At 64.2% G+C, this 18,558-nt stretch carries 13 protein-coding genes, 1 tRNA gene and 3 pseudogenes; 10 read left to right on the top strand and 7 right to left on the bottom strand.

The genetic code is table 11. From position 1 onward, the window contains the following. Window positions 1-89 precede the first annotated feature (89 nt). Window positions 90-629 (bottom strand): Dps family protein, encoded by a 540-nt coding sequence (locus ALC15_RS20745; RefSeq protein ID WP_050628851.1) that lies wholly within the window; start codon window positions 627-629, stop codon window positions 90-92. A 125-nt stretch (window positions 630-754) separates the two neighbouring features. Between ALC15_RS20745 and ALC15_RS20740 the strand changes: the two genes are divergently transcribed. From ALC15_RS20740 to ALC15_RS20720, 5 genes and pseudogenes are all read left to right on the top strand, one after another. Further along, a complete protein-coding gene (locus ALC15_RS20740) occupies window positions 755-1,444 on the top strand; it encodes a class I SAM-dependent methyltransferase (protein WP_128089543.1) in 690 nt (229 codons plus the stop codon). Between the two features lie 77 nt (window positions 1,445-1,521). Beyond that, window positions 1,522-1,597: transfer RNA gene (locus ALC15_RS20735), tRNA-OTHER, on the top strand. A 328-nt stretch (window positions 1,598-1,925) separates the two neighbouring features. Beyond that, window positions 1,926-5,390 carry a carbamoyl-phosphate synthase large subunit gene (carB, locus tag ALC15_RS20730; RefSeq protein WP_050628850.1) on the top strand — a complete coding sequence of 1,155 codons (3,465 nt, stop codon included), beginning with the start codon at window positions 1,926-1,928 and terminating at the stop codon, window positions 5,388-5,390. A 197-nt stretch (window positions 5,391-5,587) separates the two neighbouring features. Beyond that, window positions 5,588-6,060 (top strand): annotated as a pseudogene (gene greA, locus ALC15_RS20725) (transcription elongation factor GreA). A 352-nt stretch (window positions 6,061-6,412) separates the two neighbouring features. Continuing rightward, window positions 6,413-6,808 (top strand): DoxX family protein, encoded by a 396-nt coding sequence (locus ALC15_RS20720; RefSeq protein WP_050628910.1) that lies wholly within the window; start codon window positions 6,413-6,415, stop codon window positions 6,806-6,808. A 274-nt stretch (window positions 6,809-7,082) separates the two neighbouring features. On the opposite strand, the gene ALC15_RS20715 is transcribed toward ALC15_RS20720, so the two are convergent. Further along, the gene (locus ALC15_RS20715; protein ID WP_050628849.1) at window positions 7,083-7,562 is read right to left on the bottom strand and encodes an Lrp/AsnC family transcriptional regulator; all 480 of its coding nucleotides are present in this window, start codon (window positions 7,560-7,562) and stop codon (window positions 7,083-7,085) included. Window positions 7,563-7,844: 282 nt separating this feature from the next. Here ALC15_RS20715 and trxB point away from each other — a divergent pair. The 3 genes and pseudogenes from trxB to ALC15_RS20695 all read left to right on the top strand — a co-directional run bounded on the left by trxB (window position 7,845) and on the right by ALC15_RS20695 (window position 11,143). Next, window positions 7,845-8,808 (top strand): annotated as a pseudogene (gene trxB / locus ALC15_RS20710) (thioredoxin-disulfide reductase). Between the two features lie 2 nt (window positions 8,809-8,810). After that, entirely contained in the window at window positions 8,811-9,731 is a 921-nt protein-coding gene (locus ALC15_RS20705; RefSeq protein WP_028344089.1) for a LysR family transcriptional regulator, read from the top strand. A gap of 497 nt (window positions 9,732-10,228) precedes the next feature. Next, window positions 10,229-11,143: a 4-hydroxy-tetrahydrodipicolinate synthase family protein gene (locus tag ALC15_RS20695; protein ID WP_050628847.1), complete on the top strand. Its 915-nt coding sequence runs from the start codon at window positions 10,229-10,231 to the stop codon at window positions 11,141-11,143. A gap of 56 nt (window positions 11,144-11,199) precedes the next feature. Here the strand turns inward: ALC15_RS20695 and ALC15_RS20690 are convergent. Then, a pseudogene (locus ALC15_RS20690) lies at window positions 11,200-13,592 on the bottom strand (heavy metal translocating P-type ATPase). A 63-nt stretch (window positions 13,593-13,655) separates the two neighbouring features. On the opposite strand from ALC15_RS20690, the gene ALC15_RS20685 reads away from it, so the two are divergent. Next, window positions 13,656-13,931 (top strand): metal-sensitive transcriptional regulator, encoded by a 276-nt coding sequence (locus ALC15_RS20685; protein ID WP_050402729.1) that lies wholly within the window; start codon window positions 13,656-13,658, stop codon window positions 13,929-13,931. Between the two features lie 424 nt (window positions 13,932-14,355). On the opposite strand, the gene ychF is transcribed toward ALC15_RS20685, so the two are convergent. The 4 genes from ychF to ALC15_RS20660 all read right to left on the bottom strand — a co-directional run bounded on the left by ychF (window position 14,356) and on the right by ALC15_RS20660 (window position 17,629). After that, window positions 14,356-15,453 carry a redox-regulated ATPase YchF gene (ychF, locus tag ALC15_RS20680; RefSeq protein WP_050628846.1) on the bottom strand — a complete coding sequence of 366 codons (1,098 nt, stop codon included), beginning with the start codon at window positions 15,451-15,453 and terminating at the stop codon, window positions 14,356-14,358. Window positions 15,454-15,510: 57 nt separating this feature from the next. Continuing rightward, window positions 15,511-16,125 carry an aminoacyl-tRNA hydrolase gene (pth, locus tag ALC15_RS20675; RefSeq protein WP_050628845.1) on the bottom strand — a complete coding sequence of 205 codons (615 nt, stop codon included), beginning with the start codon at window positions 16,123-16,125 and terminating at the stop codon, window positions 15,511-15,513. A gap of 55 nt (window positions 16,126-16,180) precedes the next feature. Next, on the bottom strand, window positions 16,181-16,903 hold the full coding sequence (locus tag ALC15_RS20670) for a 50S ribosomal protein L25/general stress protein Ctc (protein ID WP_050628844.1): 723 nt from the start codon (window positions 16,901-16,903) through the stop codon (window positions 16,181-16,183). A 465-nt stretch (window positions 16,904-17,368) separates the two neighbouring features. Next, window positions 17,369-17,629 (bottom strand): accessory factor UbiK family protein, encoded by a 261-nt coding sequence (locus ALC15_RS20660; protein WP_038388183.1) that lies wholly within the window; start codon window positions 17,627-17,629, stop codon window positions 17,369-17,371. Window positions 17,630-17,819: 190 nt separating this feature from the next. Between ALC15_RS20660 and ALC15_RS20655 the strand changes: the two genes are divergently transcribed. After that, window positions 17,820-18,554 (top strand): dienelactone hydrolase family protein, encoded by a 735-nt coding sequence (locus ALC15_RS20655; protein WP_050628842.1) that lies wholly within the window; start codon window positions 17,820-17,822, stop codon window positions 18,552-18,554. Window positions 18,555-18,558: the final 4 nt, after the last annotated feature.

Raw genomic sequence — 18,558 nt, 5'->3', positions numbered from 1 at the left:
CCGCGAAAGCGGGCAATTCGGCCTAGAAGACCGCTTGCTTTCCGCTCGGCCTCGCAAGGCGCGACTGTCGCTGCGGCAACGATGCCGTGCTAGGCCGCGTTGCTGCCTTCCTGGCGGCTGGCCTCGAACAGGAACCAGGTGCGGCGCTCGGTTTCATCGATGAAGGTTTCGAGCAGGCCGGCCGTGCCGGAATCCTCGTGGTCGTCGGCGAGCTTGTGCGCCTTGCGCATCGCAGCCGCGATGTGCTTGTTGTCCTCCATCAGTTCGCGCAGCATTTCGCGCGGCGGGACATAGTCCTCGTCATTGTCCTTGATGGTCTGGTGCTTGGCGACGTCGCCGATCGACTTCAGCGTCACGCCGCCGAGCTTGCGCACCCGTTCGGCGAGCTGGTCGGTGGTCGCGAAGATCGCGTCCGACTGCTCGTCCAGCAACAAATGGTAATCATGGAAATGCCGGCCGCTGACGTGCCAATGGAAATTCTTGGTCTTCAGGTAGAGCGCAAAGGCGTCGGCCAGAAGCGTGTTGAGCGAGGCCGAGATCGTGTCCACCGCAGCCTGCGGCAGGTCACTCGGCGTGTCGAGGTCGGGCGAGATCTTGTCAGTCCTGGTGTCACTCTTGGCTTTGCTCACGGTAAACCTTCCTGTTAGGAACCCCGTATTTCGGCGCATTGAACATTGGCCGCCGGACCGCTAACGCATCATCACTCCACCTGTTCCTGGACGTCAGGAACCCGTTTTGCCGGATACCAAGCGCGATGGATGATTGGATCGACTATTACGATTCCACACATACGATTTATGCGAGCCGACTACACCGCGACCTGCATTTCCAGGTCATCGCAAACGACATCATCGGATACATCACCTCGCCCGACGCCGTGGTGCTGGACTATGCCTGCGGTGAGGCGCTGTCGGCGGTGAAGGTCGCCAATGCCTGCGCGCAGCTCTATCTGGCGGAGCCTGCGCCCGGCGTGCGCGGCCGGCTGGTCGCACGCTTTGCCGCCGACACCAGGATCCGCGTCCGCTCGCTCGATGAACTGAAGAACATGGCGGCGGACTCGATCGACCTCGTGGTGATGAACTCAGTGGCGCAATACATGACGCCGCAGGAGCTCGATTCCGCATTCGACGTGATCCACCGCCTGCTGAAGCCGTCGGGCCGTTTCGTGCTCGGCGATATCCTGCGGCCCGAAGTCGGCATGGCCAGGGACGTCATCGCGCTGCTGCGCTTTGCGGCAACCCACGGCTTCCTGCGCGATGCGCTGGTCGGGCTAGCCTCGACCGCGCTGTCGGATTACCGGCAGCTCCGCACCCGGATCGGGCTGCAGCGCTATCGCGAGGACGAGATGATCAAGAAGCTTGCCGCCGCGGGCTTCACCGGCAAGCGCGCTTCGCGCAACATCGGGCACAATCCGTGGCGGATGACATTCGTGGCCCACCACTGATCAGAGGTTGTGGGAAAAATTAGGGTTAACCAAAAGTAAACATGGCGGCCGCCGAAATAATCAGCAATGATCCGCTCGGCCCGGTGGCGGAAGCGTCGACGCGGCAGTGGTGCAACACTGTTTATCCTGGTTCAAATCCAGGCCGGGCCTCCAGCCTTCGCTGCTCGCGCAGCTTCGACTCGGCAACCCCTTTGGTAGCGAAGGCTGCCGCGGCGTAGCCCGTAGGGCGAAGCCGGGCCCTTACCGAGTATTCCCCTCCGCCCCGAGTACCCCCAACCGAGCATACGCCGAATGCGGATTTTCCCCCAGAATCGCAGTTGATTGGGCACTTTTGGGGGTTTCGCGGGTGCGGAAACTGGTCTAAAGACCACCCGCGCGCGAGGGATCGCGCTTCCGGCGCTGCAAAATGTAGCGCATGGCTCGAGGGACGCGCGGCAAGCGCGCCCTTTTTTTGTGCCCAAATTCCAGTCCGCGAGAGCTGATGCCCAAAAGAACCGACATCTCCACCATCCTGATCATCGGCGCCGGTCCCATCGTGATCGGCCAGGCCTGTGAATTCGACTATTCCGGCACGCAGGCGGTGAAGGCACTGAAGGAAGAGGGTTATCGCGTCGTCCTCGTCAATTCCAATCCGGCCACCATCATGACCGATCCGGAATTGGCGGACGCCACCTATATCGAACCGATCACACCCGAGATCGTCGGCAAGATCATCGAGAAGGAGCGCCACGTCATTTCGGGCGGCTTCGCGCTGCTGCCGACCATGGGCGGCCAGACCGCGCTGAATTGCGCGCTGTCGTTGCGCCGTCAGGGCACGCTCGACAAGTTCGACGTCGAGATGATCGGCGCCACCGCTGACGCCATCGACAAGGCCGAGGACCGCCAGCTGTTCCGCGAGGCGATGACCAAGATCGGGCTCGAGACGCCGAAATCGCGGCTCGCCAACGCCTCGGCACTGAAGAAAACCTACCGCGACAAATACCTCGCCGAGCGCGAGAAGCTGTCCGGTGAGGCGCTGGAAGAACTCGAGCGGCAGTGGACCCTCGGCGAGAACGACCGCCGCAAGCGCTACCAGGAGCACGCCTTCGGCGAGGCGCTGATGGCGCTGTCCGAGATCGGTCTGCCGGCGATCATCCGGCCCTCGTTCACCATGGGCGGCACCGGCGGCGGCATCGCCTACAACAAGGAAGAATTCCTCGACATCATCGAGCGCGGGCTCGATGCGTCTCCGACCAACGAGGTGCTGATCGAGGAAAGCGTGCTCGGCTGGAAAGAGTACGAGATGGAGGTGGTGCGCGATAAAAAGGACAATTGCATCATCATCTGCTCGATCGAGAATCTCGATCCGATGGGCGTCCATACCGGCGATTCCATCACCATCGCACCGGCCCTGACCCTGACCGACAAGGAATACCAGGTGATGCGCGACGCCTCGCTGGCGGTGCTGCGCGAGATCGGGGTCGAGACCGGCGGCTCCAACGTCCAGTTCGGCATCAATCCCGTCGACGGCCGCATGGTCGTGATCGAGATGAATCCGCGCGTGTCGCGCTCGTCGGCGCTGGCTTCGAAAGCCACCGGCTTTCCGATCGCCAAGGTCGCAGCCAAGCTCGCGGTCGGCTACACGCTGGACGAGATCGCCAACGACATCACCGGCGGCGCCACCCCCGCCTCGTTCGAGCCGACCATCGATTACGTCGTCACCAAGATTCCGCGCTTCGCGTTCGAGAAGTTCCCCGGCGCCTCCTCCACGCTGACCACGTCGATGAAGTCGGTCGGCGAGGTGATGGCGATCGGCCGCACCTTCCAAGAAAGCCTGCAGAAGGCCCTGCGCGGGCTCGAGACCGGCCTGACCGGGCTCGACGAAATCGAGATCGAAGGACTCGGCCGCGGCGACGACAAGAACGCGATCCGCGCCGCGCTCGGCACGCCGACGCCGAACCGCATCCTGCAGGTCGCACAGGCGATGCGGCTCGGCTGGACCGACGAGGAGATCTTCAACTCCTGCAAGATCGACCCCTGGTTCCTCGCGGAGATGCGCGCCATCGTCGAGATGGAGGACAAGGTCCGCAGCAACGGCCTGCCGCCGAATGCGTTCGGCATGCGGACGCTGAAGGCAATGGGCTTCTCCGATGCCCGCCTCGCCGTGCTCACCGAAACCACCGAAGCCGACGTCACCGCCAAGCGCCATGCGCTCGGGGTGCGCCCGGTGTTCAAGCGCATCGACACCTGCGCGGCCGAGTTCGCTTCGCCGACCGCCTACATGTATTCGACCTATGAGCGGCCGTTCGTCGGCGAGCCGGCCGACGAGAGCGCGCCGTCGGACCGCAAGAAGGTGATCATCCTCGGCGGTGGGCCGAACCGCATCGGCCAGGGCATCGAGTTCGACTATTGCTGCTGCCACGCCTGCTTCGCGCTCGAGGACGCCGGTTACGAGACCATCATGGTCAACTGCAATCCGGAGACGGTGTCGACCGACTACGATACCGCCAACCGGCTGTATTTCGAGCCGCTCACCGCCGAGGACGTGCTGGAGATCGTCGCGACCGAACGCAAGAACGGCACGCTGCACGGCGTGATCGTGCAGTTCGGCGGTCAGACTCCGCTTAAGCTTGCCCGCGCGCTGGAAGCCGCCGAAGTGCCGATCCTCGGCACCTCGCCCGACGCGATCGACCTCGCCGAGGACCGCGACCGCTTCAAGCGCGTGCTCGACAAGCTGCGTCTCAAGCAGCCGAAGAACGGCATCGCCTATTCGGTCGAGCAGGCCCGCCTGGTCGCCGCCGATCTCGACTTGCCGCTGGTGGTGCGTCCGTCCTACGTGCTCGGCGGCCGCGCGATGCAGATCATCCGCGAGGAGACCCAGCTCAACGACTACCTGCTGGGCACCCTGCCCGAGTTGGTGCCGGCCGACGTCAAGGCACGCTACCCGAACGACAAGACCGGGCAGATCAACACCGTGCTCGGCAAGAACCCGCTGCTGTTCGACCGCTATCTGTCCGATGCGACCGAGGTCGACGTCGACTGCCTGTCCGACGGCAAGGATACCTTCGTCGTCGGCATCATGGAGCACATCGAGGAAGCCGGCATCCACTCCGGCGACTCCGCGTGCTCGCTGCCGCCGCATTCGCTCGATGCCAGCACCATCGAGGAGCTGGAGCGGCAGACCCGCGAGCTCGCGCTCGGCCTCGACGTGGTCGGCCTGATGAACGTGCAATACGCCATCAAGGACGGCGAGATCTACGTGCTCGAGGTCAACCCGCGCGCGTCCCGCACCGTGCCGTTCGTCGCCAAGGTGATCGGCACCCCGGTCGCCAAGATCGCGGCGCGGATCATGGCCGGCGAAAAGCTCGCCGACTTCAAGCTGAAGAAGAAGAAGCTCGGCCATGTCGGCGTGAAGGAATCGGTGTTCCCGTTCGCGCGCTTCCCCGGCGTCGACACCGTGCTCGGACCGGAGATGCGTTCGACCGGCGAAGTGATGGGCCTCGACCGCTCCTTCGAGGTCGCGTTCGCCAAGAGCCAGCTCGGCGGCGGCACGCGCGTGCCGCGGCAAGGCACCGTGTTCGTCTCGGTGCGCGGCGACGACAAGATGCGCATCGCGGATGCGGTGCGGCTGCTGCACTCACTCGGCTTCAAGGTGATGGCCACCTCGGGCACGCAGCGCTATCTCAGCGACAACGGCGTGCCGACGGAAAAGGTCAACAAGGTGCTCGAAGGCCGTCCGCACATCGTCGACGCCATCACCAATGGCGACGTCCAGCTAGTCTTCAATACCACCGAAGGTCCGCAGGCGCTGGCCGACAGCCGTTCGCTGCGGCGGGCTGCCCTCTTGCATAAAGTGCCATATTACACCACTCTTTCAGGCGCGGTGGCGGCCGCACGGGGGATCCGGGCCTATCGGGACGGGGACCTTGAGGTCCGCACGCTTCAGAGTTACTTTTCCGAAAGCTGACCGCTGCCCGGGCGAAAGGCCCGAAGCGGTCAATTAGCCGAATGGCTGGAACTCACCGCGCGATTGGATGTTGTCACGGCCCTTAGCGGGGCCGAAAATCACTGGGCTTCCGGGCGCGTTAGCGTCCTGATTCCTGCGTTAGCTGAACTGGATATTCGTGCACGACCGCCGGGCGCGCACGATGAAGGACGAAGATGATGGATAAGGTTCCGATGACCGCGGGCGGATACGCCGCGCTGACGGACGAGTTGAAGCGACGCCAGTCGGAGGATCGTCCGCGCATCATCGAACACATTGCGGAAGCGCGTTCGCACGGCGACCTCTCGGAGAACGCCGAATATCACGCCGCCAAGGAAGAGCAGTCGCACAACGAGGGCCGCATCGCGGAGCTCGAGGACAAGCTGGCGCGCGCGACATCATCGACATTTCGAAACTGTCCGGCGACACCATCAAGTTCGGCGCGACCGTGACGCTGATCGACGAGGACACCGAGAAGAAAGCGGTGTGGCAGATCGTCGGCGAGGTCGAGGCCGACGCCAAGAAGGGCCGCATCTCAATTACCTCGCCGCTCGCGCGCGCGCTGATCGGCAAGAAGAAGGGCACCACCGTCGAAGTGATGGCGCCCGGCGGCGCCAAGGCCTACGAGATCACCAAGGTCGAGTGGCGGTAGTTACTTCGATGTGACTGGTGCAAAAAAGCCGCGTATCGCACGCGGCTTTTTTTGTGCCTGCGTTTCACCCCCGTCTGACAGCAATGTGAGTGGAGAGCCGCGGCACGGCATACTAGTGAGGCCACGACATGTTTATGCAATATAATCATGTCGGGGGACTGCGGCTCGGCTGGTGATTGCGTCGCAAAACGCATCGCAGCGCGTCACCGTGTCACTGGTGTGTTCTCTCGCAACCGCAATCGCGCGAGGAATGATTCCAGACGCAAGGTGTTGACATCACACTCCGGTGACGAACACCGTGTGGTTCTGCATCGTGCAATGTTCCAGCGTGTCAATCAGGGGGTAAATGACAATGGACCAGATGTTTTCCAGGTTTCAACCGGTGGCGCTGAGCCTGTTTCGGTTCATCACAGGACTGCTGCTGTTTCAGTTTGGCGTCGCCAAGCTTCTCAAATTCCCTCCCGGGACGATGTTCGAGAAAGTCGAACTGTTCTCGTTGATCGGCGCGGCCGGCACGCTCGAACTGATCCTGGGCGGGCTGCTGATGATCGGCCTCTTTTCGCGGATCGTGGCCTTCATCCTGGCAGGCGAAATGGCCTTCGCCTACTTCATCGGCCATTTCCCCAAAGGCTTCTATCCGCTGCTCAACAACGGCAGTCTTGCAATCGCGCTCTGCTTTGCCTGCCTGTATCTCGCGACCTCGGGCCCGGGCCCGATCAGCGTCGATGCAGCGATGGGGAAGAGGTAGCAGCGCGATCTCACCTCCCCTTGCAAAGGGGAGGTCGTTTGTGCTGAAAGCGCAAACCGGGTGGGGATCTGCTTCCACATCGGCGCTCTCGCCTGTGGCTTGACCCTACCCCGCCCTCCCCCTTTCAGGGGGAGGGAGAAAACGATCAATCAAAAAAACGTCGCCGGATTCGTTCGTCATTGCGAGGAGCGACAGCGACGAAGCAATCCATCTCTCCACAAATATGGACAGTTGGATTGCTTCGCTTCGCTCGCAATGATGATGAGCGTACGCGTCAGCTCGCCACCTTCACGCCCAGCGGCACCGCGGCCTCGTATTTCGAATTGTGCAGCACCAGCGACGTCCTGACGTTGCGCACATGCGGCGCGGCGGTCAGGTGGGTGACGAAATCCTGGAACGTCGCCATGTCGGGCGCGACGCATTTGAGGATGAAATCGACTTCGCCCGACAGCATCCAGCACTCCCGCACGAGCGGCTCGGCGCGCACGAAATTCTCGAAGGCGCGGAGATCAGCGTCAGCCTGACTCGACAGATGCACCGAGGCGAACACCGTGACGTCGTAGCCGAGGCGGCGCGGATCGAGCAGGCCGCGATATCCCTGGATGTAGCCTTCCTCCTCCAGCGCCCGGACCCTGCGCAGGCAGGGCGGCGGCGAGATCCCGACGCGTTTGGCGAGTTCCACATTGGTGATTCGGCCATCGGCTTGGATCTCGGCGAGGATTTTGAGGTCGATCTCGTCAAGGTTCTTCGACACGCGACTACGGTTCCCTGGAGTTTGGAAGGTTTGGCAGGTCTGCCGGCAACTCTCATAGCGCAGCCAGCCAGCATTGCGCAATTTTATTGCGCGTGCAGCGCATGATTTCGCGAATGTGACTTCAGTTCCGGGGAAAATTCGCTGCCATGGATTGCAAATCTTGCATAGCTACCCAGATATCCTAGACTTGGATTTGACACTTTTGGCGCCGCCGTGACGCGTTTCCGGGGCGCTTCCCGCACAAGTCCTTGATCAAAATCCCCAAAAGAGAGGGATCTCAAAATGCCCGCGCCTACCCATGCCAAGGTCGTCATCATCGGGTCCGGCCCCGCCGGTTACACCGCAGCGATCTACGCGGCGCGCGCGATGCTCGAACCGATCCTGATCCAGGGCATTCAGCCGGGCGGGCAGCTCACCATCACCACCGACGTCGAGAACTATCCCGCTTTGCGACGTGATCCAGGGCCCCTGGCTGATGGAGCAGATGGAGAAGCAGGCGGCGCATGTCGGCACCAAGATCGTCACCGATCTCGTCAACAGACTGGAACTCGGGCAGCGGCCGTTCCGCCTGACCTGCGATTCCGGTGATGTGTATCTCGCCGAAACCGTCATCCTCGCCACCGGCGCCCAGGCGCGCTGGCTTGGGCTGCCGTCGGAAGAGAAATTCCAGGGCGGCGGCGTCTCGGCCTGCGCGACCTGCGACGGCTTCTTCTACCGCGGCAAGGAGGTCGTGGTGGTCGGCGGCGGCAACACCGCGGTCGAGGAAGCGCTGTACCTCACCAATCATGCCTCCCAGGTCACCATCGTGCACCGTCGCGATCACTTCCGCGCCGAGCGCATCCTGCAGGAACGGCTGTTCAAGCATCCCAAGATCAAGGTGGTGTGGGACTCCGCGATTGACGAGATCTGCGGCTCGGAGAACCCGAACAAGGTCACCCATGTACGGCTCAAGAACGTCAAGACCGGCGCGCTGACCGACCTCAAGACCGACGGCGTCTTCATCGCGATCGGCCATGCGCCGGCGACGGAGCTCGTCAAAGGCCAGATCAAGCTGAAACCGTCGGGCTATGTCGAGGTGGCGCCGAACTCCACGGCGACCTCGGTGCCCGGCCTGTTCGCCGCCGGCGACGTGGCGGACGAAACCTTCCGGCAGGCGGTCACCGCCGCCGGCCTCGGCTGCATGGCTGCGCTCGAGGCCGAACGCTTCCTGGCTCTTCGCGCGAGCGATCGCGCAGCGGCGGAATAATCATGGCACGATCTCGCGACGGATTTACGGATATGGATTGGGACAAGCTGAAGGTCTTTCACGCAGCGGCGGAAGCTGGCAGCTTCACGCATGCCGGCGAGCAGCTTGGCCTGTCGCAATCGGCGGTCTCCCGCCAGGTCAGCGCGCTGGAGCAGGAGCTCTCGGTCTCGCTGTTTCACCGCCATGCCCGAGGCCTGATCCTCACCGAGCAGGGCGACCTCCTGTTCCGCACCGCGCATGACGTGTTCATGCAGTTGCAGGCGGCGCGCGCCAAGCTCACCGACAGCCGCGAGCGGCCGAGCGGCGACCTCAAGATCACGACACCACCGGCGCTCGGCATCAACTGGCTGATCCCGCGGCTCGACGAGTTCACCGCGCTCTATCCGGACATCCGGATCTCGCTGATCGTCACCGACGAGGACCTCGATCTGTCGATGCGCGAGGCCGACGTTGCGATCCGCACCCGCAAGCCGACCCAGCCGGACCTGATCCAGCGCAAGCTGTTCTCGATCGGCTTCCACGCCTATTGCTCGCCGGAATACATCAAGCGCTTCGGCACACCGCGGACGCTGGATGATCTCGACTCGCACCGCATCATCATGCTCGGCGACTCGCAGGTACCGCCGCATCTGCAGAACCGCAGCTGGCTGATCGACGCCGGCCGCAACGGCTCCGGTCCGCGCGAGCCCTACTTCAAGGTCAACAACATCCTGGGGTTGGTGCGCGCCTGCCAGCAAGGCCTCGGCATCGCCGCGTTGCCGGACTATCTGGTCGAACAGAACAACCTCGTGCAGCTGTTCGGCGAGTCCGACTCGATCGCGCTCGACACCTACTTCGTCTATCCGGAAGAGCTGAAGACAGTGGCCCGGGTGCAGGTGTTCCGCGACTTCGTGGTCAGCAAGGCGCAGCGCTGGCCGTCCTGATTAAGCCGGCCTTATGGGGCTGGTTTATAGGGATATCCGCGCTGCCCCCGGTCTCCGCATGACTGACATGCGGCCTGGATAGTTGCTGCATGCCGTCGATGGGGATCATAGTGTTTACACGCTGAGCGGTCGCGTCGCGCATATGTCCCCCTCCTCCAGTGGCGCGGAAGTTCAGTAATCCCTCTTGGAAGGTGATTGTGTCGGCCTCACGTGGCCAATACCTTAAGCCGGGCTCATCAGAGCCCGGCTTTTTTTCATAGCCATCGTGCCGCACGTCACGGTCAGCATGTGCATTGACAACAACCTCGCAGCGCAGCATCATTGTTGAATGATCACGACTTCGTGCGCCGCTCTCTCGTCGAAAAAAGCTCCCCTCCCGGGGACACGAGATCGCGCGCGATAAGATCACCTTCGCATTCAACGATCCCGAAACCCCGCCGCTTGGACGGGGTTTTTTGTTGGTCCCGTCTCCGGCTTGTCCCCTGAGGAGATGGAACATGACTGAGCTACACCAGCAATTGCAGGGCCTCTGGCTGCCTTTGATCACGCCGTTCCGCGACGGCGAACTCGACGCCACGTCGCTGCGCCGCCTGGTGCGACACTATGCCGGCGGCCCCGTCGACGGCTTCATTCTCGGCGCAACCTCCGGTGAAGGCATGGCGCTCGGCACCGACGAGCTGGAGGGGCTGGTCAGTGTCGTGCTCGACGAGCTCGCTGCCAGCTCCCGCCATCTGCCAGTCGTGCTCGGGCTGTCCGGCGCTTCCACCGCCAGGATGAAGGAAGCGCTGGATGACACCGCCGACTGGCCGATCAACGGCTATCTGATCGCAAGCCCCTATTACATCAGGCCCTCGCAGCGCGGTCTCGTGCAGCATTTCAACGCACTCGCCGATCATGCGTCGTGGCCGATCGTGCTCTACAACATTCCCTATCGCACGGCGGTGAACCTCACCAACGAGACGCTGCTGGCGCTCGCGGAACATCCCAACATCGCCGGCATGAAGGATTGCTGCGCCGACCGCGCGCAGTCGATCGACTTCCTGAACCGGCGGCCGGCCGGCTTCCGCGTGCTGACCGGCGAGGATGCGCAGACATTCGATGCGCTCTCGGACGGCGCCGACGGCGCGATCCTGTTGTCCGCACATCTGGAGACCGACACCTTCGCGTCGATCCGCACGCTGCTGCGGCAGGGCAAGCGCGACGCGGCACTGGCGGCCTGGCAGAGTGTGGTCGGGCTGACCCGGCTGCTGTTCGCGGAACCCAGCCCCGCGCCGGCCAAGCATTGGCTGTGGCGGCAGGGCCTGATCGACAGCCCCGAGGTGCGGCTGCCGATGGTCGAGGTGAGCGAGGATCTCGCAACCTGGCTCGATGCCGAGATGGAGCGCCGCGCGCAGCTGCTGCTGCCGGCATAGCCGCTGTGCCGTGCTCTGGTCCCTCGCCCCGCTCTTGCGGGAAGAGGTAAGACGGCTCAATCCAGCTTCACCCGCGACAGCCGCAGCGCGTTGCCGATCACGCTGACCGACGACAGCGCCATTGCGGCTGCGCCGAGCATCGGCGACAGCAGGATGCCGAACAGCGGATACAGCACGCCGGCTGCGATCGGCACGCCGGCGGCGTTGTAGGCGAACGCGAACGCCAGGTTCTGGCGGATGTTGCGCATGGTCGAGACCGACAATCGCCGCGCGCGGACCAGGCCCATCAGGTCACCGGTGAGCAGCGTGATGCCGGCGCTCTCGATCGCGACGTCGGTGCCGCCGCCCATCGCGATGCCGACATCGGCCGCGGCCAGCGCCGGCGCGTCGTTGACGCCGTCGCCGGCCATCGCGACGGTGCGGCCCTCGCCGCGCAGCCGCTGCACGACCTCGCTCTTGCGCTCCGGCAGCACGCCGGCCTCGACCTCGTCGATGCCGAGCGTTTTCGCTACCGCGCGCGCGGTGGTCTCATTGTCGCCGGTCAGCATTACGATGCGCAGGCCTTCTGCACGCAGCGCCTGCAATGCATTCGCAGCCGATGGCTTGACCGGATCGGCGATCGCGATCACGCCGGCAATGCTGCCATCGACCGCGAGATAGATCGCGGTAGCGCCGTCCCGCCGCGCGGCTTCGGCCGCCTGATCCAGCGTTGTCGTCGCGATCTTCAGTTCGGCCATCAGTACCGCATTGCCGAGCGCGACCTGCCTGCCTTCGACCGTGCCGGTCGCGCCCTTGCCGGAGGGCGAGGCAAAGTTGCTGACGGCCGACGATGCGAGCTTGCGCTCCTTGGCTGCCGCGATGATCGCCTGCGCCAGCGGATGCTCGCTGCCCTGCTCGACGCCGGCGGCAAGGCGCAGCAGGTCGCCCTCGTCAAACCCTTCGGCGGCAATGATGCGCACCACCTTCGGCTTGCCTTCGGTGAGCGTGCCGGTCTTGTCGATGACCAGCGTGTCGATCGCCTCCATCCGCTCCAGCGCCTGCGCGTCGCGGATCAGGATGCCGGAATGCGCGCCTCGGCCGACGCCGACCATGATCGACATCGGCGTCGCCAATCCGAGCGCACAGGGGCAGGCGATGATCAGCACCGTGACGGCTGCGACCAGCGCAAAGGTGAGGCGCGGTTCGGGCCCGAACACCGTCCAGGCGATGAAGGCGAGCACCGCCGCGGCGATCACCGCCGGCACGAACCAGCCGGCGACGCGATCGGCGAGCCGCTGGATCGGCGCGCGTGAGCGCTGCGCCTTCGCCACCATGTCGACGATGCGCGACAGCATGGTGTCGCGGCCGACCTTCTCGGCGCGCATCACGAGGCCGCCGCTCTGGTTGACGGTGCCGCCGATCACGCTGGCGCCTTCCGCCTTCGTGACCGGCATCGATTCACCCGTCACCATGGATTCGTCGATGACGGCGCGGCCCTCGACCACGACGCCATCGACCGGCACCTTCTCGCCGGGGCGTACCCGCAGGCGATCGCGACCTTGATCGCATCGATGTCGATGTCCTCGTCGCCGTGATCGGTGATGCGCCGCGCGGTCTTCGGCGCCAGCCCAAGCAGCGCGCGGATCGCGCCCGAGGTCTGCGCGCGGGCGCGCAGCTCCAGGACCTGACCGAGCAGCACCAGTACCGTGATCACCGCCGCGGCCTCGAAATACACCGCGACCGCGCCATGCATCTCGCGGAACGCCGGCGGGAACAGCTGCGGCGCCAGCGTGGCGACCACGCTGTAGGCATAGGCGACGCCGGTGCCGATCGCGATCAGCGTGAACATGTTGAGATTGCGGGTGGCCAGCGACTGCCAGCCGCGCACGAAGAACGGCGCGCCCGCCCAAAGCACGACCGGCGTCGCCAGCACGAACGAGATCCAGTTCGAGGTGGATTGCGGCACCAGATGCATCAGCCCGAGATGACTGCCCATCTCGAGCACGAACACCGGGAGCGTCAACGTCAAGCCGATCCAGAACCGGCGCGTCATATCGATCAATTCGGGATCCGGTCCGTCGTCGAGCGAGACCTGCTCGGGCTCCAGCGCCATGCCGCAGATCGGGCAGCTACCGGGACCGACCTGGCGCACCTCGGGATGCATCGGGCAGGTGTAGATCGTGCCGGCCGGCATTGGCGGCTCGGGCTCGCGCGGCTTGAGATATTTCTCCGGCTCGGCCTCGAAGCGCTCGCGGCAGCGGCCGCTGCAGAACAGGTACTCCTCGCCGTTGTAGCTGAAGCGGTGCTTGGCGGTCGCCGGGTTGACCTTCATGCCGCAGACCGGATCGATCGCGAACGCCGCCTCGGCCGGCGCGGCGTCGTGCTCATGCTTGCCGCCGCAGCAGGAATGCGCGGCCGCGCCATGATGGTGATGATCTGCGTGCGAATGGTCGTGCTTTGCCTGTGCCACGAAACTCTTCCCGGCCGTATCCGGCCTCTTGATTTACATACCCTAGGGGGGTATATGAGGCGTATGAGAGACGAGGTCAAGACATCCTGTTTAAAACGGCTCAAACGGATCGAGGGTCAGATCCGCGGGCTCGCCACGATGGTCGAGGAAGATCGCTACTGCATCGACGTCGTGACGCAGATCGCCGCGGCGCGCGCGGCGCTGCGCCGCGTCGAGGAAGAGGTGCTGCGCGATCACGTGGCGCATTGCGTCGAACATGCGATCTCGTCCGGCGACAAGGCCGACCAGCGGCGCAAGATCGCCGAGCTGATGGATGTGATCGGCCGCGCGGATCGGTGACGCGTCAGAGCTACCGCATACTCGGTGTCGTCCCTGCGAAAGCAGGGACCCATAACTACCGGACGTTAGGATAGAGCGAGCTGGGGCCACAGGTCGCGCAAGAACTGTGCCCTGTGGTTATGGTCCCGGGTCGCGCTGCGCTTGCCCGGGAGACGTGGAACAACGCAGGGTTCAGTTCACCCGCTACTGATGGAGACGAGAGCGGCGCCTCATATTCAGTGTCGTCCCTGCGAAAGCAGTCACCCATAACCACAAGACGTTAGGATAGAGCGAGCTGGGGCCATAGCGCGCTTCATAACCACGCCCTGTGGTTATGGGTCCCGGGTCGCGCTTCGCTTGCCCGGGACGACGTGGGGAGAGAGCAGCGCCTCAGGTTCAGTGTCGTCCCGGCGAAGGCCGGGACAACACTGAGGAGAGATCGAGTTTAGGTATTGAACCTGAAATGCATCACGTCGCCGTCGGCGACGACGTAGTCCTTGCCTTCGAGCCGCAGCTTGCCGGCATCGCGGGCGCCGGCTTCGCCGTTGCCGGCGATGTAGTCGTCATACGCGATGGTCTCGGCGCGGATGAAGCCCTTCTCGAAATCGGTGTGGATCACGCCGGCGGCGGCGGGCGCCTTGGTGCCGCGATCGATGGTCCAGGCCCGCGCTTCCTTCGGACCGACGGTGAAATAGGTGATGAGGTCGAGCAGCTGGTAGCCGGCGCGGATCAGCCGGTCGAGCCCGGCCTCTTCGAGGCCCAGCGTCTCCAGGAATTCGGCGCGCTCGGCACGCGACAGCGTCGCGATCTCGGATTCGATCTTGGCGGAGATCACGACTGCGACCGCGCCCTCCTCCTTGGCACGCTCGAACACCGCCTTGGAGAAATTGTTGCCGTCCTTGGCCGAGCCTTCCTCGACATTGCAGACATAGAGCACGGGCTTCGAGGTCAGCAGGCCGAGCATGCGGAACGCACGCTCTTCCTCCGGCTTGCGCTCCATGCCGCGAGCCGGCTTGCCGTCACGCAGCAACGACAGCGCGCGGTTGACCAGCTCGAGCTGCTCCTTGGCGTCCTTGTCGTTGCCCTTGGCCTTCTTGGTGAGGTTGTCGACGCGCTTCTCGAGGCTGTCGAGGTCGGACAGCATCAGCTCGGTCTCGATGGTCTCGATGTCGGCGAGCGGCGCGATCTTGCCTTCGACATGGGTGATGTCGGAATCCTCGAAGCAGCGCACCACATGGGCGATGGCATCGACCTCGCGGATGTTGGCGAGGAACTGGTTGCCGAGGCCTTCGCCCTGCGACGCGCCGCGGACGAGGCCTGCGATATCGACGAAGGTGAGCCGGGTCGGGATGATCTGTGCGGACTTCGCGATCGCCGCGAGTTTCTCCAGCCGCGGATCGGGCACCGCCACCTCGCCGACATTCGGCTCGATGGTGCAGAACGGATAGTTCGCCGCCTGGGCAGCAGCCGTCTCGGTCAGTGCATTGAACAGCGTCGACTTGCCGACGTTAGGCAGCCCGACGATCCCGCATTTGAATCCCATGTCTTCCTCTATCCATCTCGTCATGTCCGGCCTTGCGCCGGCATGACGACAAGGGGATCAGGCCGGCTTGTCGCCGCCGTACTCACCCTTGTCGAAAAATCCCTTGGCCTGCATCGTCAGATGCACCTTGTTCGCAAACGACGCATCGTGCCCCGCTGCGAGCAGTCCGGCATTGTCGGCGACGGCCTGGCACAAGGCCTCCACCCACGCCCGGTCGCTCTTGGCGAAGTCCGACAGCACGTGGCTGTGCACGAGCTCCTTGACGCCGGGATGACCGATGCCGAGCCGCACCCGCCGATATTCGTTGCCGATATGCGCGGAGATCGAGCGCAGCCCGTTATGGCCGGCGATCCCGCCGCCGATCTTGACCCGCACCTTGGCCGGCGGCAATTCCAGCTCGTCCTGGAACACGGTGATGTCGGGGGGCGCGAGCTTGAAGAAGTTCGCCGCTTCCTGCACCGCGCGTCCGGACTCGTTCATGTAGGTGGTCGGCTTCAGCAGCACGACCTTCTCGCGATCGACGACGCCTTCCGAGGTCTCGCCCTGAAAGCGACGGCGCCATGGTCCGAAACCATGACGCCGTGCAATCTCGTCGACCGCCAGGAAGCCGATATTGTGCCGGTTGCTGGCGTATTTCGCGCCTGGATTACCGAGACCAACAAAGAGGCGCATGGCACGGCATCCCGCATCGGCGCGCCATCAGATGATCGCGCGCCGACCTGATCGGTTACTTCTTCTTGTCGCCACCGCCGGCGGGAGCCTTGGCACCCGCGGCAGGAGCCGCAGCACCCGCAGCCGGAGCCGCAGCGGCCGGAGCCGCAGCACCCGCTGCCGGAGCAGCGCCACCGGCAGCCGCCGCAGCCGCGGCCTTCTGCTCTTCGGCGTAGCCGGACGGCGGCACGATGGTGACCAGGGTCGCGTCCTCGCGGGTCAGCGACTTCACGCCCTTCGGCAGCTTGACGTCGGTGAGATGCAGCGAGTGGCTGATCTCGAGGCTGCCGACATCCGCTTCGATGTATTGCGGAATGTTGTCGACCGCGCATTCGAGCTCGAGCGCGTGGGTGACGATGTTCACGGTGCCGCCGCGCTTGATGCCGGGGGCGGCTTCCGCGTTGATGACGTGCAGCGGCACGCTGACGCGGATGGTCGCGCCTTCGCCGAGCCGCAGGAAGTCGACATGGAGCGGGAAGTCCTTCACCGGGTCGAGGTGGTAGTCGCGCGGAATCACGCGGTGCTTCTTGCCCTCGAGATCGATGTCGAACAGCGTGGTGAGGAACCGGCCCGCCAGGATGCGCTGGCGCAGTTCACGATCGTCCACCGAGATGGTGACGGGGGGCTGGTTGTCTCCGTAGATCACTCCGGGAACTCTCCCGGCGCGACGCTCTGCCCGGGCGGCCCCCTTGCCGCTCTTCGGACGCGCGGTCGCCTTCAATTCCTTGACGGTCGCCATAGCGTTAAGTCCTTGTATTTAAAAAGTTAAAGGCCGCAGCGCGGCCCATGCTCAAGTCCACAGCAAGCCTCCAGGGGTGCGGGGGCCGCGGACGTGGCGGGCTTTTAGCCCCAAAGGGCCGAAATGACAAGGAAATGAAGGGATTTTTCTTGCTCGCGCGCCTCGGCGAGGTGAGCTGCCAATTTACCGGAATGTCCAGTAAAAATCTTCGTCCGCCCTCTCGCCTTGCTCGGTGCGGGCCAGTCCCAGGTTCCTTACCGCGCTGTCGACCGCTAGGAACGCCTCTCGATACTTCTCAGCCGCCCACAGCCCCTCAAATATTTGGAGCTCAGTCGGATGGCCCGAGAGCAATGTCCGGGTCTCCCTCAGATACGCTTCTTTGACGGCTTCAGTCATGTTCCCGACTGGAAGGGCCGCAAGGTTCGAGATGGGAGGTCGGAAATGCCCTGCCGCCGGCCGGGCTCGTTAGCCCGCCGAACCGCCGAGCTTGGCTTCCAGCGCGGCGATCCGGGCCTTCAGCGCCTCGTTCTCCTCGCGGGCCAGGCGGGCCATGTCTTTGACCGCGTCGAACTCCTCGCGCTTGACCACGTCGAGGTCGCGCAGGATGCGTTCGGCCTGGTTGCGCATGACCGTGTCGACCTCGCGCTTGACGCCCTGGGCGGCGCCCGCGGCATCGTTCATCAGACGGCCGATCTCATCGAAAAACCGGTTGCTGGTCTGGGTCATCTGGCAAAACTCTCCGCGTTCACTGAATCGCGATAAGACAATGGCGATCCCCGCCATCCGGTTCAAGTCCGCCGCGAATGGCAGGCCTAAATGGCAGCCTTGGCGGGAGCTTGCCTTGTCATGCTCCGGTTTCCTTGCAATCGTATGAACCCACAAGAGAAATCGCACACATAACGCGAGCAGAAACGCCATGATCGAAGCGACCGTCGAGATCCCCACCAAGGACGGCAAGACCACCACCTTCATCACCCATCCCGAGCGCGGCGGCCCCTTCCCGGTCGTCATCTTCTACATGGACGCACCGGCGATCCGCGAGGAGCTGCGCGACATGGCGCGCCGGCTCGGCACCTCGGGCTATTACGTGATGCTGCCCAACATGTATTACCGCGCCGGCGTGATGGAGCTCGGCCCGATCAATCCCGATCCGGAATCGCCCGAGCGCAAGCGCATGTTCGAGCTGATGCACTCGCTCAACATCCCGCTGGTCATGGAAGACACCAGGGGCCTGCTCGCCTACGCCGAGACGCAGAAGGCCGCCAACACCAACATCATCGGCACCGTCGGCTACTGCATGAGCGGGCGCTATGCGGTGAACGCGGCCACGCATTTCGGCGATCGGGTCAAGGCCGCCGCCTCGATCTACGGCACGCATCTGGCGACCGACCAGCCCGACAGTCCGCATCTTGCCGCGCAAAAGACCAAAGCCGAACTCTATTTCGCCTGCGCCGAGACCGATATCTACGCGCCTCAGGAAATCATCGAGCAGGTGAAGGCCGGCATGAAGGGATCGAACAACGAGGGCGAGATCTATCCCGGCACGCATCACGGCTTTGCGTTCCCCAAGCGCCCGGTCTATGACCGCGACGCCGCCGAACGCCATTGGGAGCGGCTGCTCGCGCTCTACCGGCGCAACCTCGTGAACTGAGTCT

Source organism: Bradyrhizobium viridifuturi, assembly GCF_001238275.1.
GTDB lineage: Bacteria > Pseudomonadota > Alphaproteobacteria > Rhizobiales > Xanthobacteraceae > Bradyrhizobium > Bradyrhizobium viridifuturi.
Note: the sequence above shows the minus strand (reverse complement) of the source record. Positions and strands in the feature narration are given on the sequence as shown.